This is a genomic window from Streptomyces meridianus (assembly GCF_023703325.1).
GTDB lineage: Bacteria > Actinomycetota > Actinomycetes > Streptomycetales > Streptomycetaceae > Streptomyces > Streptomyces meridianus.
Window position 1 is genome coordinate 43,807 of the sequence record NZ_JAMQGM010000047.1, and the last position, 16,559, is coordinate 60,365.

Genomic DNA, 16,559 nt, shown 5'->3' on the forward strand with positions numbered 1-16,559 from the left:
CGGGCACCGCGCGGTGGAACCGTCAGCTGTTCGGCGGCAGCCAGCCCGTCTGCACCAGCTGCGCACCGCGCTTGCGGGTGATGAACTGCCCCCGGCCCGGCGTCAGGCGCATCGCCTTGTGGTTGCCCATCAGCGCACCCTCACCAGGGTCACCGGAAAGGATCAGTCCCTGTGCGCCCAGCTCCTTGGTGCGCTGCATCACCGGCTCGAACGACGACCGCGAGGCGCCCGACGAACTCCGGGCGATGATCAGGCGCAGGCCCAGGTCACGCGCGAACGGCAGGTACTCCAGCAGCGGCTGCAGCGGGTTGCCGCTGCTGGTCGCCACCAGGTCGTAGTCGTCCACGATCACGAACGCGTCGGGGAGGTCGTACCAGCTGCGGTTGCGCAGCTGCTCCGGAGTGACGTCCGGCCCCGGCATCCGGCGGCCCAGCGACCCCGCGAGCCCGGTGAGCACCTCCTGCAACTGCGGTGCGGCGGCGCAGTACTTGTACATGTGGCTCTCGGGAATCTCGCCGAGCAGCGCACGCCGGTAGTCCGCCACCACCATCAGCGCCTTGTCGGACGGATACCGCTCGGCGATCTGCTTGGCCAGCAGCCTCAACACCGACGACTTGCCCGACTCGCTCTCGCCGAAGACGACGAACAGCGGGTCGGTCTCGAAGTCGATGAATGCCGGCGAGAGCGTGGTCTCGTCGACACCGAAGGCGATGCCGTGCTCGGGGTGGTCGCCGCCCCGCGGCAGTTCGTTGATCTCCAGCAGGGTCGGCAGCATCCGGACCTTCGGAGCCGGAGGCCCGGACCAGTTCTCGGCCACCGTGGACACCAGGTGCGCCATGCCCTCGCCCAGGGACGTCGGGTCGCTGGAGCCGTCCACGCGCGGCAGCGCTGCGAGGAAGCTGAGCTTGTCCGGCGACAGACCGCGGCCCGGCTGCCCCATGGGCACGTTCTCGGCCCGCTTGCGGTCGAACTCCGACTCCATCGGGTCGCCCAGTCGCAACTCGACCCGGTTGAGCAGCTGGTCACGCAGCGCAGGACGCACCTCGGTGTAGCGGGCGGCGCTGATGACCAGGTGGACACCGAAGCCGAGACCGCGGCCGGCGATGTCGAGGATGACGCTGTCGAGCTGCTCGTAGTCCGTCTTGAACGTCGCCCAGCCGTCGATCACCAGGAACACGTCGCCCCACGCCTGGTCGGGGTAGTGACCGGCTGCCCGGCGCTGCCGGTAGGTGCCGATGGAGTCGATGTTGTTGGCGCGGAAGAACTCCTCGCGCTCGTTGAGGATGCCGACGACCTCGGAGACGGTGCGGCGCACCTTCTCCGCGTCCAGCCGCGAGGCCACTCCGCCGACGTGCGGCAGGCCGTCGAGGGCCAGCATGCCGCCACCGCCGAAGTCCAGGCAGTAGAACTGCACTTCGGAGGGCGTGTGGGTGAGGGCGAACGCGGTCATCGCGCTGCGGACCATCGTCGACTTGCCGGACTGCGGTCCACCGACGATCAGGCCGTGACCGGCGGACCCCGAGAAGTCGAGGTACATCACGTCACGCCGCTGCTCGAACGGCTTGTCCACGATCGCCGCCGGCACGACCAGCTTGCCCAGAGCCGTGTACTCGGCCGCATGGAGACCGCGCTCGGCCGTGACCGACAGCGGGGGCAGCAGACGGTCGATGGACGGGGACTCGTCCAGCGGGGGCAGCCACACCTGGTGGGCCGGCGGGCCCTGACCCTGCAGCCGCTGCACGATCACGTCGAGCACCGTGTCGGCGAGCGCGTCGTCCGTCTCCGGCATGACCGATTCCTGGACCGGCTCCTCGATGACGTGCCGGACGACGGGTGCCGCGGTGAACGGCACCGGCAGACGGTCCGTACGGCTGCCGCCGCCACTGCCGACCGAGCCGCTCGCCCGGTACGGGCCGGACACGTACGCCGCCTTGAACTGCACCATCGACTCGGTGTCGTACTTGAGGTAGCCGGCGCCGGGCACGTTCGGCAGGTGGTAGGCGTCAGGGACGCCGATCGCCGCCCGGGACTCCGCCGCCGAGAAGGTCCGCAGACCGATCCGGTACGACAGATACGTGTCCAGGCCGCGCAGCCGCCCCTCTTCCAGCCGCTGCGAGGCCAGCAGCATGTGCACGCCCAGCGAACGGCCGATGCGACCGATCTGGATGAACATGTCGATGAAGTCGGGCTTCGCCGTCAGCAGTTCGCTGAACTCGTCGAGCACCATGACCAGCGAGGCCAGCGGCTCAAGCGGGGCACCCGCCGCACGCGCCTTCTCGTAGTCCGTGATGTTCGCGTAGTTGCCGGCCGTTCGCAGCAGTTCCTGACGGCGCTGAAGCTCACCCGTGATCGAGTCGCGCATGCGGTCGACCATGGTGAGGTCGTCGGCGAGGTTGGTGATGACAGCCGCGACGTGCGGCATCTCCGCCATACCCGTGAACGTGGCGCCGCCCTTGAAGTCCGCGAGGACGAAGTTGAGCGTCTCGGAGGAGTGCGTGACCGCCAGGCCCAGCACCAGGGTGCGCAGCAGTTCGGACTTGCCGGAGCCGGTCGCGCCGACGCACAGGCCGTGCGGACCCATGCCCTCCTGCGAGGCCTCCTTGATGTCGAGCATGATCGGCTGGCCGTCCTGGCCGATGCCGATCGGTACCCGCAGCCGTTCGTGCAGGGTCCGCGGCCGCCAGGTGCGGGAGACGTCCACCGAGCCGGCGTCACCGATGCTCATCAGATCGGTGAAGTCCAGGTTGGCCAGCAGAGGTTCGTCGCCGTCCGCGGTGCCGGCCCGCAGCGGCGCGAGCTGGCGGGCCAGCGACTCCGCCTCGGAGACCGAGAGCACGTCCGGCGTGCCGGTGTAGACGGCACCGCTCGCGGATTCCAGGACCAGCTTGTCCGGCCACACCTGCACGGCCAGCGAGCTGCGCATCTCGTCCAGGTCGCCGGGCACCACCTCGATGATGGTGACACCCTGCAGCCCGTCCGCCCCGGCGATCACCGAGTCCATCGGGACGTTGCCGCCGTCCAGCACGATGACCACGTGCGGGGTGTCCGACACCGGAGGCGCCTGCGTACTGAAGCGGCCCCGGCCGTCCAGTTCGTCGGCGAGCAGCTCCTCGATCTCCTCCAGGTCGCCCACGATCAGCCGCCGGGTGCCGGCGCCGTCCAGCGAGGAGTCCTGGGTGTGGGGCAGCCACTTGGCCCACTCCCACTCGGCGAGCGCTCCCGGTGCGGCCACGACGGCCACCACCAGGTCCTCGGGCGACTGGAGGGTGCACAGCTGCGCCACGAGCGCGCGCGACGTGCCGTACACGGTGTCCGGGTCTCCCGAGACGGTGACGTGGTAGAAGGCGCGCAGCGACACCGCGAGCGGCAGCCCGTCCAGGCTTCCGTGCGACGCCAGGAACTGCTTCATCGCGTGGGCAGTGAGCGGCTCCAGCTCGTCCACCGGTGCCGTCTCCGGCGCCTTCAGCGGCGTGGCCAGCTGCTGCGGGCCGAGCCCGACCCGCACCTGGGCGAAGTCGGTGTCCGAGGCGCGCCGCTCCCAGACCCGCTTGCCCTCGGCCACGATGGACCAGAGCTGATCCGGACTGGGGTGGATGAACAGCTGGGCATCGCGCTGTCTGCGGGCCGTCCGCCGGACCTCGCGGCGCTTCTGGGCCAGGTACTTGAGGTAGTCCTGGCGTTCCTGCACCAGTTCCCCCGCAGGCCCTTGCCGGGCCTTGACGACTTGCACGACCGCCATGATGACGGCGGAGACGCACATCATGCCGCCCATGATCTTCATGAACGGCTGGATCCCGGGCATGAAGAAGAACGCCGCCGAGGAGAACATGCCGAGCATGGGCAGCAGATTCATCATCAGGTTCTGGTCGCCCTCGCGGGGCAACTCCGGTGGCGGCTCGAGTGTCACCTCCTCACCGGGAACTTCGGGCGGGAGAGCCCGAGGCGGGCGCTTGACGATGACCACGCTCACCGAGGCACCAGTCCTTCACGCAGATCGCAGTTCGGACCGCCCCCGTTTTTGAACGGTCCCCCCGGCCAAACCAGTTCTCCGTTGGCACAGGCCCGTGATCCTACTGACTCGGGTCAACCCGAGGGGGGAGTGGGGGCAAAGCGGTCCCGGGCGGTACGCTGACGCACCGCCGCCGCCTGGTTTCGCACGAGCGGACGGCCATCAGTCGAATCTGTCGAGGGGGAACCGCCAGGTGAGCACGAGCGCAGGGACCGGATTCTGCCGCGTCACCGTCGCCGCGCCGGACGCACGGATCGATGTGGCGCTGCCCGAGGACGTCGCACTGGTCGACATCTATCCGGAGATTCTGCAACTCTCCGGCCAGTCGCAGCCCGAGGGGGTTCCGACCGGGTACCACCTGGTCCGCAGAGACGGCACCGTGCTCGACGCCGGGCGGTCGCTCGCCGAGCAGCGCATCCTCGACGGCGACCTGCTCCTGCTGCGCCCGTTCGCCGAGTCGCTGCCGTCCGCGGTCTACGACGACGTCTCCGATGCCATCGCCTCCAACGTCCGCAGGGACCGGCGCCGTTGGAGCGACGACCTCATGAACACGGTGGGCCTGACCGCGGGCGTGTTGCTGCTCGCGATGATGGCCTTCGCCCTCTGGTTCTCCAACCCGGTCGACCGAGACATGCACCGCCTGCCCGGCATCGTGGCCGGTGTGACGGGTGTCGTCCTCGTCGCCATCGCCGGCGTACGAGCGCGCGTCTACGACGACCGCGGCTCCTCCGTCGCCCTCGGACTGGCCGCGCTGCCGCACCTGTTGCTCGCCGGCTCCGGTGTTTTCGGAGTCGACAAGGGCGAAGGTCCCGGGCGGCTCCACTTCCTCGTCGGCTGTGTCGTCGTCCTCGTCGCCTCGGTGCTGCTGGTGGGGCTGTTGCCGAGTGGCGATTCCCCGTTCGTGGCCGCCGCGTTCCTGGCTGCCGTCGGCACCCTCGCCACCTTCGCAGCCGTGCTGACCGACGCCCCGCCTCGCGACGTCGCCTCGGTCACGGCGGTGGTCGGCATCGCCGTCGTGGCGTGGCTGCCCGGGATGTCGGCCAGGTTCGCGAGGTTGCCCATCGGCTACCGGTCGCCGGACCAGATCGCTCAGGGCCGCGACTACGAGGGCCGCAACCGTGCCCCCGAAGAGGAGACCGTCGACTTCCAGCGAATCGGCAACCAGGCCCGCCGCGGCCACGAGCTGCTGCTCGGCCTGGTCGCCGGCTGCGCCGCGCTCGTCGTCGGTGCCGCGGGCGTCGTCCTCGGCTTCTCCGACAACGGCTGGGCGCAGCTCCTCGCTCTCGCCGCCGGTGTGACGATCATGCTGCGGGCCCGCCTGTTCGACTACACCTCGCAGGTCGCCTGTCTGCTCGTCGCCGGGATACTGACCGTCCTGCTGCTGATTCTGGGCATCGCCCTCGATCCGCCGGCCGAGGCGCTCCGGGCGTTCTTCCAGGACGGCGACGGCGGACCGCTCAACATCCGCACCATCTGGTTCAGCGGAAGCATCGCGTTCGGTGCCGCACTGCTCGTCGCTGTCGGCCTGATCGTTCCGCGTGCCGGCGTCTCCCCGTTCTGGGGCCGGCTGCTCGATCTCTTCGACGGCATCGTCCTGCTGTCCCTGGTGCCGCTGTGCCTTGCGGTCCTGGACGTCTACACGCTCGCGCGCGGACTCACCAGCTAGTCCGCCGCCACGGAGCGGAACGGGAAGCAGGGGCGGTGACCGGGGAGACCGGCACCGCCCCTGCGTCGTTCCCCCGCTCCGGGCGGGAACGGCTCCGGAACCGGGGACCGGCACAGGCTGGTACGCTGTGTGACGGCCGTGTGTCCATGTTCGTGATCATCCTTGATCGAGAACCTCGGACACTGCCGATCCGGCTGCCGAGTCACCGAAGCCCCCCTGTGACAGAGACCAGGGGCACTCGGCTGCCCATGACGAGGAATCCTGAGGAGTACTGCGTGTCGCTCGACGCCGCAACGAAGAAGCAGATCATGGCCGATTACGCCACCAAGGAAGGCGACACGGGCTCCCCGGAGGTGCAGGTCGCGCTGCTCACCCGCCGGATTTCCGGCCTCACCGAGCACCTGAAGGAGCACAAGCACGACCACCACTCCCGTCGTGGTCTGCTGCTCCTGGTCGGCCAGCGCCGCCGCCTCCTGCAGTACCTGGCCAAGAAGGACATCACGCGCTTCCGTGCGCTCGTCGAGCGCCTCGGCATCCGCCGCGGTGCTGCCGGCGGCGCCAGGTAGTACGCCGTGAAGGGAGCGGTTCCCACCCGCGGGGGCCGCTCCCTTTGCCGTATCCGGCGCTTCCGTCAGGGCCGGAGCCCCCTCGCGGCTCACCGGGCACGCACCGCGCGCCGCCCGGCGGCCGGCGGACCGGACCGCTCACCCGTCGTGAGAGCGACGGAAGCTTTGTAGTCTGGTCGCACAACGCAATAACGCCAGAGAGCGCAAACAGAACAACGCACGAGGAGGAGCGCCCCCTCTCCGCCGCATCGACGCCGCAGGCGCCGGTCCTCGGTAGTGGCCGCCGGAAACGCGAGACATCCCGGAGGCTTCGATCGAAGACCGGCCCGGTCGCCGGGACAGAGCGGACCAGGGCGCTTCACCGCCATCGTCCCCCGCCACACGGGCGCGGGACGCAGATGAGGAGATTTTCCTGGTGGAGAACGAGACCCACTACGCCGAGGCCGTCATCGACAACGGTTCCTTCGGCACCCGCACCATCCGCTTCGAGACGGGCCGCCTGGCCCGTCAGGCCGCCGGCTCGGCCGTGGCCTACCTGGACGACGACACCATGGTGCTGTCGGCCACCTCAGCTTCCAAGAACCCCAAGGACCAGCTCGACTTCTTCCCGCTGACGGTGGACGTCGAGGAGCGGATGTACGCCGCCGGGCGCATCCCCGGGTCCTTCTTCCGCCGTGAGGGCCGGCCCTCCGAGGACGCCGTCCTCACCTGCCGCCTGATCGACCGCCCGCTGCGCCCGTCCTTCAAGAAGGGCCTGCGCAACGAGATCCAGGTCGTCGCCACGATCATGGCGCTCAACCCCGACCACCTCTACGACGTGGTCGCCATCAACGCCGCCTCCGCTTCCACGCAGCTGGCCGGCCTGCCGTTCTCCGGCCCGATCGGCGGCGTCCGCGTCGCGCTGATCCGCGGCCAGTGGGTGGCCTTCCCGACGCACACCGAGCTCGAGGAAGCCGTCTTCGACATGGTCGTCGCCGGTCGCACCCTCGAGGACGGCGACGTCGCGATCATGATGGTCGAGGCCGAGGCCACGACGAAGACCATCACCCTCGTCGAGGGCGGCGCCGAGGCGCCGACCGAGGAGGTCGTCGCGGCCGGTCTCGAGGCCGCCAAGCCCTTCATCAAGACCCTGTGCAAGGCGCAGGCCGACCTCGCCGCGAAGGCCGCCAAGCCGACCGCCGAGTTCCCGATCTTCCTGGACCACGAGGACGACGTCCTCGAGGCGCTGGACGCCGCGGTCCGCGGTGAGCTCGCCCAGGCGCTGACCATCGCCGGCAAGCAGGCCCGGGAGGCCGAGCTCGACCGGGTGAAGAGCATCGCCGCCGAGAAGCTGCTGCCGCAGTTCGAGGGCCGCGAGAAGGAGATCTCGGCCGCGTACCGCACGCTGACCAAGAAGCTGGTCCGCGAGCGCGTCATCAAGGACAAGGTCCGCATCGACGGCCGCGGGGTCACCGACATCCGCACCCTGGCCGCCGAGGTCGAGGCCATCCCGCGGGTTCACGGTTCGGCACTGTTCGAGCGCGGTGAGACCCAGATCCTGGGCGTCACCACGCTGAACATGCTGCGCATGGAGCAGCAGCTCGACACGCTCTCCCCGGAGACGCGCCGCCGCTACATGCACAACTACAACTTCCCGCCGTACTCGGTCGGTGAGACCGGTCGCGTCGGCTCGCCGAAGCGCCGTGAGATCGGCCACGGTGCCCTCGCCGAGCGGGCCATCCTCCCGGTTCTGCCGACCCGCGAGGAGTTCCCGTACGCGATCCGCCAGGTGTCCGAGGCTCTCGGTTCCAACGGCTCGACGTCCATGGGCTCGGTGTGCGCCTCCACCATGTCGCTGCTGAACGCCGGCGTGCCGCTGAAGGCCGCCGTCGCCGGTATCGCCATGGGCCTGATCTCCCAGGAGATCGACGGCGAGACGCACTACGTCGCCCTCACCGACATCCTCGGTGCCGAGGACGCCTTCGGTGACATGGACTTCAAGGTCGCCGGCACCCGGAAGTTCATCACCGCCCTGCAGCTGGACACCAAGCTCGACGGCATTCCTGCGTCGGTCCTCGCCGCGGCCCTCAAGCAGGCCCGCGACGCCCGTCTGCACATCCTCGACGTGATGAACGAGGCCATCGACGTCCCGGACGAGATGTCCCCGAACGCCCCGCGGATCATCACCATCAAGATCCCGGTGGACAAGATCGGTGAGGTCATCGGCCCCAAGGGCAAGATGATCAACCAGATCCAGGAGGACACCGGCGCCGACATCACCATCGAGGACGACGGCACCATCTACATCGGTGCGGCCGAGGGCCCGGCCGCCGAGGCCGCCCGCACGACCATCAACGGCATCGCCAACCCGACGATGCCCGAGGTCGGCGAGCGCTACCTGGGCACGGTCGTGAAGACCACCACCTTCGGCGCCTTCGTCTCGCTGATGCCCGGCAAGGACGGACTGCTGCACATCTCGCAGATCCGCAAGCTCGCCGGAGGCAAGCGCGTGGAGAACGTCGACGACGTGGTCGGCGTCGGCTCGAAGGTCCAGGTGGAGATCGCCGAGATCGACCAGCGGGGCAAGCTGTCCCTCATCCCCGTCATCGAGGGTGAGGACGCCGAGGACGAGTCGAAGGACGACGCCGCCAAGTGACGTCCCGTGCACACGGAATGACGGCCCGCGCCTCTTCGGAGGGGCGGGCCGTCGCCCGTACCCAAACACTTCTGCAGGGCGAGAACGGCATCGGAACCGTTCGGCGGACCACCCTCCCCGGCGGCCTGCGTGTCGTGACGGAGACCCTCCCCTCCGTGCGCTCGGCCACCTTCGGGATCTGGGCGCATGTCGGCTCGCGCGACGAGACGCCGTCCCTGAACGGGGCGACGCACTACCTCGAGCACCTGCTCTTCAAGGGCACCGAACGCCGCAGCGCCCTCGACATCTCCGCCGCCGTCGACGCCGTCGGCGGCGAGATGAACGCCTTCACGGCGAAGGAGTACACCTGCTACTACGCGCGGGTGCTCGACACCGATCTGCCGCTCGCCATCGACGTGGTGTGCGACATGCTGACCGGATCGCTCATCCGGCCCGACGATGTCGAGGCCGAACGTGGCGTCATCCTCGAAGAGATCGCGATGACCGAGGACGACCCGGGTGACGTCGTCCACGACCTCTTCGCACACACGATGTTCGGCGACACCCCGCTCGGGCGGCCCGTCCTCGGCACGGTCGAGACCGTCGAGGGCCTGTCCGCCGACCGGATCGCCCGCTTCTACCGCGAGCACTACGACCCGACGCACCTGATCGTGGCCGCGGCCGGCAACATCGACCACGACGACGTGGTGCGCCGCGTCGCCGAGGCATTCGAGTCCGCCGGGGCCCTGTCCGCATCGTCGGCCGAGCCCGTCGGACCGCGTTCGGGCTCCCTCGGCATCCGGACGGCCGGCGCCGTGGCACTCGACGACCGGTCGACCGAGCAGGCCCACATCGTCCTCGGCATGCCCGGGATCCCGCGCACCGACGACCGCCGCTGGGCCATGGGTGTCCTCAACACCGCCCTCGGCGGCGGGATGAGCTCCCGGCTTTTCCAGGAGGTCCGGGAGAAGCGCGGACTGGCCTACTCCGTCTACTCGTTCACCTCCGGGTTCGCCGACTGCGGCCTGTTCGGCGTCTACGCCGGATGTCGTCCCGGCCAGGTCCACGACGTGCTCGAGATCTGCCGCGACGAACTGGACCGGGTGGCCCGGAACGGTCTGACCGACGAGGAACTGCGACGTGCCGTCGGCCAGCTGGCCGGCTCCACCGTCCTCGGCCTGGAGGACACCGGGGCACTCATGAACCGGATCGGCAAGGGCGAACTGTGCTGGGGCGACCAGCTCTCGGTCGACGACATGCTCGGCCGCATCGCCGCCGTCACCCCCGACGACGTGCGCGAGCTGGCCCGCGACGTACTGGGCCGGCAGCCCTCGCTGTCCGTGATCGGCCCGCTGAAGGACAAGCAGGCTGCACGCCTGCACGACGCCGTCTCCTGAAGACGTTCAACCGGAGGTACGAACCACCATGAGCAGCAAGCTCCGCGTCGCCGTCCTGGGGGCCAAGGGCCGGATCGGTTCCGAGGCCGTGCGCGCCGTCGAGGCGGCCGACGACCTGGAAATCGTCGCCGCACTCGACCGCGACGACGCACTGGACGAACTCACCGCCGCCGGGGCCCAGGTCGCCGTGGACCTCACTCACCCGGACGCGGTGATGGGCAACCTCGACTTCTGCGTGGCCCACGGAATCCATGCCGTCGTCGGCACCACGGGCTGGACCGACGAGCGACTCGAGACGCTGCGCGGCAAGCTCGCGCAGTCGCCGCAGACCGGTGTGCTCATCGCCCCGAACTTCTCCATCGGTGCCGTGCTGACCATGGCCTTCGCCCAGCAGGCCGCCCGGTTCTTCGAGTCGACCGAGGTCATCGAGCTGCATCACCCGAACAAGGCCGACGCCCCCTCGGGCACCGCGACCCGCACCGCCCAGCTCATCGCCGCGGCCCGCCGCGAGGCGGGATGCGCCGAGCAGCCCGACGCCACCACCACGTCCCTCGAGGGTGCCCGTGGAGCCGACGTCGACGGGGTTCCGGTGCACGCCGTCCGCCTGCGCGGCCTGCTGGCCCACCAGGAGGTGCTCTTCGGCGACACCGGCGAGACCCTCACCATCCGGCACGACTCGCTCCATCACAGCTGCTTCATGCCGGGCATCCTGCTCGGTGTGCGGCGGGTCGGCTCGGCGCCGGGGCTGACCTTCGGCCTCGAGCACTTCCTGGACCTGGACCACTGACCGTGCGCGCCCGCATCACCTACTTCGTCCTCGCGGCTGTTCTGGTCGTCTACTTCGTGCTGGTGGGCAGCCGCGGCGTCATGCTGATCCGGCACGGCACGGCCGTCACCGTCGTCTTCGGTGTCGCGGTCCTCGTGCTGCCGCTGATCGGTGTCTGGTTCCTGTGGCAGACGACTGTGTTCGCGCGGCGGGCCGACCGGCTGGCCGCGGAGCTGGACGCCGAGGGCGGCCTGCCGGTCGACGAGCTGGTCCGTACCCCGTCCGGGCGTATCGACCGCGCCTCCGCGGACGCGGTATTCGCCAAGCGCCGGGCCGAGGCCGAGGAGTCCCCGGAGGACTGGCGCTGCTGGTTCCGGCTGGCCATCGCCTACCACGACGCCCGAGACACCCCGCGGGCCAGGAAGGCCATGCAGCGGGCCATCGCCCTGCACGACGGACGGCAGGTGCGGGCCTGAGAATGTCCGCATGGGCGGTGGGAGGAGCACGAGTCTCCTTCCACCGCCCTCGGTCCGTGGGTGCGAGGTCAGCGGCCGTGGGCGGCAGCCCAGCCCTCGACGGCGTCGGCCGCCATGTCGAACGCCTCGGCGCGCCCCAGGAAATCGGCGTTGCGGTCGGTGACCAGGGGACGCAGTGTTCCGCCGTCGGCGGTGTCGATCAGCACCGCCTGGCCCTGCACCGTGCGCGGCATGCCGAGCCACTTGACCGGCTGCTGCACGGTGCGCACGGACCGCACCTCCGGCCAGGAATGCGTCGACGTGCTGACCAGGCCGATCCTTCGGATCCCCGTCCGGCTGACCCACACCCCCGATCTGACCAGCCGCAGTGCGAGCACGATGACGCCCGTGGCCAGGGCGGTGCAGACACCGGCACCGGGCAGACCGCCGGCCACTGCGATGATCACCGCGGCGAAGAGGATGTACGAGGCGAGAAGCAGCAGAACCGCCGCACCGGCCACTCGCCCGGGGCCGGGGCGGTAGGGGCGGCGCCACCGCTCCCGGTCCTCGTACGGAAGGGCGGGGTCCGCAGTGGCGCCGTTCACAGCGCGCTCGGCCGTCAGGAAGGGAAGGGGCACGGCGGGTCCTCACTCGTCTGCACGCTCGAACGGGCTTGCTGATCGGTGAGGCTATCCGCGGGCGCGCCCTGGGACCAGCCCGGGGCTGACGCGTCGCATCAGGGCTGGTGGGCCGCTTCCGACCGCGGGGGCTGACCGGCATCCGACCCGGTCTCGAGAGCGGGCATGCCGAAGAGCAGCGAGCCGACGAGACCCGCCACGACGGTGAGCCCGATCAAGGTGCGGCCGGCGATCTCGGACGCACCCGCTCGTCGGCGCGGTGGGGGTGCGACATTGCTGCGGAACCTGTCGGCCTCCGCAACGAAGGCGTACGGGACGTGCTCTCCCCGCCGGGGCATAACGGAACTCTCCTGGCTGAATGTGGTGGGACGGCTCATGTGCATCCGGGCCGTCTGCGCGCTCCTGTGCGGCATGCCCGGATTCGACGCCTACCGGAAAAATATCAACCCGTGCCCCCGAACCTGCGGGCAGGGCCCCCTTTGGGCGCCGATGGCCGGGTGTCCGGCTCTGTCGGTGGCGGGCCTTAGGCTGGTCGCCGCACGAGCGATGCCACGGAAGGACCCGCAGGTGACCCATACACCCGAAGAGAGCGCCAAGCCCGGCTTCCGCAGTGATGTGAGTGTCGAGTTGGTCAAACACAGCGCGGCGGACACCGACGTGCTGTGGGCGGCCCGGGTTTCCACCGCCGGCGAGCAGTCCCTCGACGAGCTGACCAAGGACCCGGAGCGGTCGAAGGGGCTCATCAACTACCTGATGCGGGACCGGCACGGCAGCCCGTTCGAGCACAACTCGATGACTTTCTTCATCAGTGCGCCGATCTTCGTGTTCCGCGAGTTCATGCGGCATCGTGTCGGCTGGTCCTACAACGAGGAGTCCGGCCGTTACCGGCAGCTCCAGCCGGTCTTCTACGTACCGGGCGAGGACCGCCGGCTCGTGCAGCAGGGCCGCCCCGGCAAGTACGAGTTCGTGCCCGGCACCCGGGAGCAGCAGGAGCTCACGGGCCGGGTGATGGAGGCCTCGTACCGGCAGTCCTACGTGGCGTATCAGGAGATGCTCGACGCGGGTGTTGCCCGGGAGGTGGCCCGCGCGGTCCTGCCGGTCGGGCTGTTCTCGTCGATGTACGCCACCTGCAATGCCAGGTCGCTGATGCACTTCCTGGGGCTGCGCACGCAGCACGAGCAGGCGGCCGTCCCGTCCTTCCCCCAGCGTGAGATCGAGATGGTAGGAGAGCTGATGGAGGCCGAGTGGGCCCGGCTCATGCCGCTCACCCACGCCGCTTTCAACGCCAACGGACGTATCGCTCCCTGACGGCTCGCGAGCCACCCGTGTCCGGGTCGGAGAACCGTCCGGTCCGTCGCGCGAGGTGTCCGTATTGCGGCATTTAGTGATGTTCATCTAGGCTGAAGAAATGGACCCGGCGCTGCTTGAACCCCCGAGCAGGCAGTGCCGGGATCCACACTCTGCCGCCCCGAGCGAGCACGACCGCGCGAGCTACGAGTAGCGTGGTACCCATGGCTCCGACCTCCACACCGCAGACCCCCTTCGGGCGGGTCCTGACCGCCATGGTCACGCCCTTCACCGCCGACGGTGAACTCGACATCGACGGTGCCCAGCGCCTCGCAGTGCACCTTGTGGACTCCGGCAACGACGGTCTGATCGTCAACGGCACAACAGGCGAGTCCCCGACCACCAGCGATGTCGAGAAAGCCCGGCTCGTGCGGGCTGTCGTGGAGGCCGTGGGCGACCGGGCCCACGTTGTCGCCGGAGCCGGCACCAACGACACCCGGCACAGCCTCGAGCTTGCCCGCGCGGCCGAGGATGCGGGCGCGAACGGGCTCCTGGCCGTCACGCCGTACTACAACAAGCCGCCGCAGGAAGGCCTCTACCGGCACTTCAAGGCGATCGCCGACGCGACCGACCTCCCGGTGATGCTCTACGACATCCCGGGCCGCAGCGGAGTTCCGATCAACACTGAGACGATCGTCCGTCTCGCCGACCATCCGCGCATCGTCGCCAACAAGGACGCCAAGGGCGACCTCGGCCGCGCCAGCTGGGCCCTCGCCCGCAGCGGACTGGCCTGGTATTCGGGCGACGACATGCTCAACCTGCCGCTGCTGTCGGTCGGCGCCGTCGGCTTCGTGTCGGTGGTCGGACACGTCGTCGCCCCCGAGCTCCGCGCCCTCCTCGAGGCCCACCTGTCCGGGGACGTCGCCAAGGCGACGGAGATCCACCAGACCCTGCTCCCCGTGTTCACCGGCATGTTCCGGACCCAGGGCGTCATCACCACGAAGGCCGCGCTCAACCTGCAGGGCCTGCCGGCCGGGCCGCTGCGCATGCCGCTCGTCGAGCTTTCCCCCGAGGAGACCGAGCAGCTCAGGCGTGATCTCTCCGCGGGCGGGGTCCAGCTGTAATCACCGACTTCACAACTCCATACCCGACCTTGAACACATGCACGAATGTCATGCGCACCACCTCCCTCGCTCCCTCGCCGACGGCGCAGGGAGCCGGACAGGGAGGTGGCCATGCGTGGTGAGGAGAGTCTTTTGAGTCATCCGCATCCGGAACTGGGCGCCCCGCCCAAGCTTCCGCAGGACGGACTGCGGGTCACACCGCTGGGCGGTCTCGGCGAAATCGGCCGGAACATGACGGTCTTCGAATTCGGCGGCCGTCTGCTGATCGTCGACTGCGGCGTGCTGTTCCCCGAGGAGGAGCAGCCGGGCATCGATCTGATCCTCCCCGACTTCACGTCGATCCGGGACCGACTGGACGACATCGAGGGCATCGTCCTCACACACGGCCACGAGGACCACATCGGCGGCGTCCCGTTCCTGCTCCGCGAGAAGCCGGACATCCCGCTGATCGGCTCCAAGCTGACGCTCGCCCTCATCGAGGCGAAGCTCCAGGAGCACCGGATCCGGCCGTACACCCTCGAGGTCAAAGAGGGACACCGGGAGAGCGTCGGCCCGTTCGACTGCGAGTTCGTCTCGGTCAACCACTCGATCCCGGACGCGCTGGCCGTCGCCATCCGCACCCCTGCGGGCATGGTCGTGCACACCGGCGACTTCAAGATGGACCAGCTCCCGCTCGATGGCAGGCTCACCGACCTCCGGGCCTTCGCGCGCCTCGGTGAGGAGGGCATCGACCTTCTGCTGTCCGATTCGACGAACGCCGAGGTGCCGGGTTTCGTCCCGCCGGAACGGGACATCTCGAGCGTTCTGCGCCAGGTCTTCGCCGGCGCTCAGCGACGGATCATCGTGGCGAGTTTCGCCAGCCACGTGCACCGCATCCAGCAGATCCTGGATGCTGCGCACGAGTACGGCCGGCGGGTGGCCTTCGTCGGGCGTTCGATGGTCCGCAACATGGGCATCGCCCGGGATCTGGGCTACCTGAACATCCCCGCGGGTCTCGTCGTGGACGTCAAGACGCTCGACGACCTCCCCGACGACGAGATCGTCCTGGTCTGCACAGGGTCGCAGGGCGAACCCATGGCGGCGCTGTCCCGGATGGCGAACCGGGACCATCAGATCCGCATCGTGCCGGGCGACACGGTGATCCTGGCCTCGTCCCTGATCCCGGGCAACGAGAACGCGGTCTACCGCGTCATCAACGGACTGACCCGCTGGGGCGCCAACGTCGTGCACAAGGGCAATGCCAAGGTGCACGTGTCGGGCCATGCCTCGGCCGGCGAACTCCTGTACTTCTACAACATCTGCAGGCCCAGGAACCTCATGCCGGTTCACGGTGAGTGGCGTCATCTGCGGGCCAACGCGGAGCTCGGCGCGCTGACGGGTGTCCCGAAGGACCGCGTCGTGATCGCCGAGGACGGTGTGGTCGTCGATCTGGTCGACGGCATCGCCAAGATCGTCGGGAAGGTGCAGGCAGGCTATGTGTACGTCGACGGCCTGTCGGTGGGCGACGTCACCGAGACGTCCCTGAAGGACCGCCGCATCCTCGGTGACGAGGGCATCATCTCGGTGTTCGCCGTGGTCGACAGCTCGACCGGCAAGATCGTCGGCAGGCCCAACATCCACGCTCGCGGTTCCGGCATCGACGACGCCGCGTTCGCGGACGTAGTGCCGAAGCTGGAGGAGGCGTTCAACAAGGCCGCCGGCGACGGGATCGCGGAACCGCACCAGTTGCAGCAGCTGGCCCGGCGTGCCGTCGGCAAGTGGGTGTCCGACAACTACCGCCGCAGGCCCATGATTCTTCCGGTGGTCGTTGAGGTCTGACGCCACGTCAACAGTCTGGACGGCCGCACCGGAGTCGATTTGCTTCCGGGGACGGCCGTCCAGTACGTTTACGTCTCCGCCCCACCGAAGTGCCCCGGCTCATCTGAGTTTCGGGGAGCGTGTGCGAGGCGGAAATCCGACCCGGGGAAACCTGATAAAGTCGGAGCAGCCGAAAGGCAAAGGTCTTCCAACGGCCATTGGATTCGAATTCGGACCGGA

The 16,559-nt window shown here is 69.3% G+C and carries 12 protein-coding genes; 9 read left to right on the forward strand and 3 right to left on the reverse strand.

The features are described from left to right. Positions 1-22: 22 nt before the first annotated feature. On the reverse strand, positions 23-3,970 hold the full coding sequence (gene eccCa, locus M1E25_RS21365; RefSeq protein WP_251418193.1) for a type VII secretion protein EccCa: 3,948 nt from the start codon (positions 3,968-3,970) through the stop codon (positions 23-25). 232 nt (positions 3,971-4,202) lie between these two features. On the opposite strand from eccCa, the gene eccD reads away from it, so the two are divergent. From eccD to M1E25_RS21395, 6 genes are all read left to right on the forward strand, one after another. Next, positions 4,203-5,675: a type VII secretion integral membrane protein EccD gene (eccD, locus tag M1E25_RS21370; protein ID WP_251418195.1), complete on the forward strand. Its 1,473-nt coding sequence runs from the start codon at positions 4,203-4,205 to the stop codon at positions 5,673-5,675. 275 nt (positions 5,676-5,950) lie between these two features. Further along, on the forward strand, positions 5,951-6,241 hold the full coding sequence (gene rpsO / locus M1E25_RS21375; protein WP_251418198.1) for a 30S ribosomal protein S15: 291 nt from the start codon (positions 5,951-5,953) through the stop codon (positions 6,239-6,241). 415 nt (positions 6,242-6,656) lie between these two features. After that, positions 6,657-8,876, forward strand: a complete 2,220-nt coding sequence (locus M1E25_RS21380; RefSeq protein WP_251418201.1) for a polyribonucleotide nucleotidyltransferase — start codon at positions 6,657-6,659, stop codon at positions 8,874-8,876. Continuing rightward, a complete protein-coding gene (locus M1E25_RS21385; RefSeq protein ID WP_251418204.1) occupies positions 8,873-10,252 on the forward strand; it encodes a M16 family metallopeptidase in 1,380 nt (459 codons plus the stop codon). The genes M1E25_RS21380 and M1E25_RS21385 overlap by 4 nt, the downstream gene beginning before the upstream one ends. A 28-nt stretch (positions 10,253-10,280) precedes the next feature. Further along, positions 10,281-11,039, forward strand: a complete 759-nt coding sequence (gene dapB / locus M1E25_RS21390; protein ID WP_251418208.1) for a 4-hydroxy-tetrahydrodipicolinate reductase — start codon at positions 10,281-10,283, stop codon at positions 11,037-11,039. Positions 11,040-11,041: 2 nt separating this feature from the next. Continuing rightward, a complete protein-coding gene (locus M1E25_RS21395; protein WP_251418211.1) occupies positions 11,042-11,494 on the forward strand; it encodes a tetratricopeptide repeat protein in 453 nt (150 codons plus the stop codon). 68 nt (positions 11,495-11,562) lie between these two features. Here the strand turns inward: M1E25_RS21395 and M1E25_RS21400 are convergent, their stop codons facing one another. Together M1E25_RS21400 and M1E25_RS21405 are read right to left on the reverse strand one after the other, a co-directional pair. Then, positions 11,563-12,111 carry an SCO5741 family PH domain-containing membrane protein gene (locus M1E25_RS21400; RefSeq protein WP_251418214.1) on the reverse strand — a complete coding sequence of 183 codons (549 nt, stop codon included), beginning with the start codon at positions 12,109-12,111 and terminating at the stop codon, positions 11,563-11,565. A 98-nt stretch (positions 12,112-12,209) separates the two neighbouring features. Then, positions 12,210-12,449, reverse strand: coding sequence for a hypothetical protein (locus tag M1E25_RS21405; RefSeq protein WP_251418216.1), 240 nt, complete (start codon positions 12,447-12,449; stop codon positions 12,210-12,212). Positions 12,450-12,657: 208 nt separating this feature from the next. Here M1E25_RS21405 and thyX point away from each other — a divergent pair, with 208 nt between their 5' ends. The 3 genes from thyX to M1E25_RS21420 all read left to right on the forward strand — a co-directional run bounded on the left by thyX (position 12,658) and on the right by M1E25_RS21420 (position 16,340). Further along, on the forward strand, positions 12,658-13,419 hold the full coding sequence (gene thyX / locus M1E25_RS21410; protein WP_285831049.1) for an FAD-dependent thymidylate synthase: 762 nt from the start codon (positions 12,658-12,660) through the stop codon (positions 13,417-13,419). 203 nt (positions 13,420-13,622) lie between these two features. Next, complete coding sequence (gene dapA, locus M1E25_RS21415; protein ID WP_251418220.1) at positions 13,623-14,522, forward strand: 4-hydroxy-tetrahydrodipicolinate synthase; 900 nt, start codon at positions 13,623-13,625, stop codon at positions 14,520-14,522. 132 nt (positions 14,523-14,654) lie between these two features. Then, a complete protein-coding gene (locus M1E25_RS21420; RefSeq protein WP_251418222.1) occupies positions 14,655-16,340 on the forward strand; it encodes a ribonuclease J in 1,686 nt (561 codons plus the stop codon). Positions 16,341-16,559: the final 219 nt, after the last annotated feature.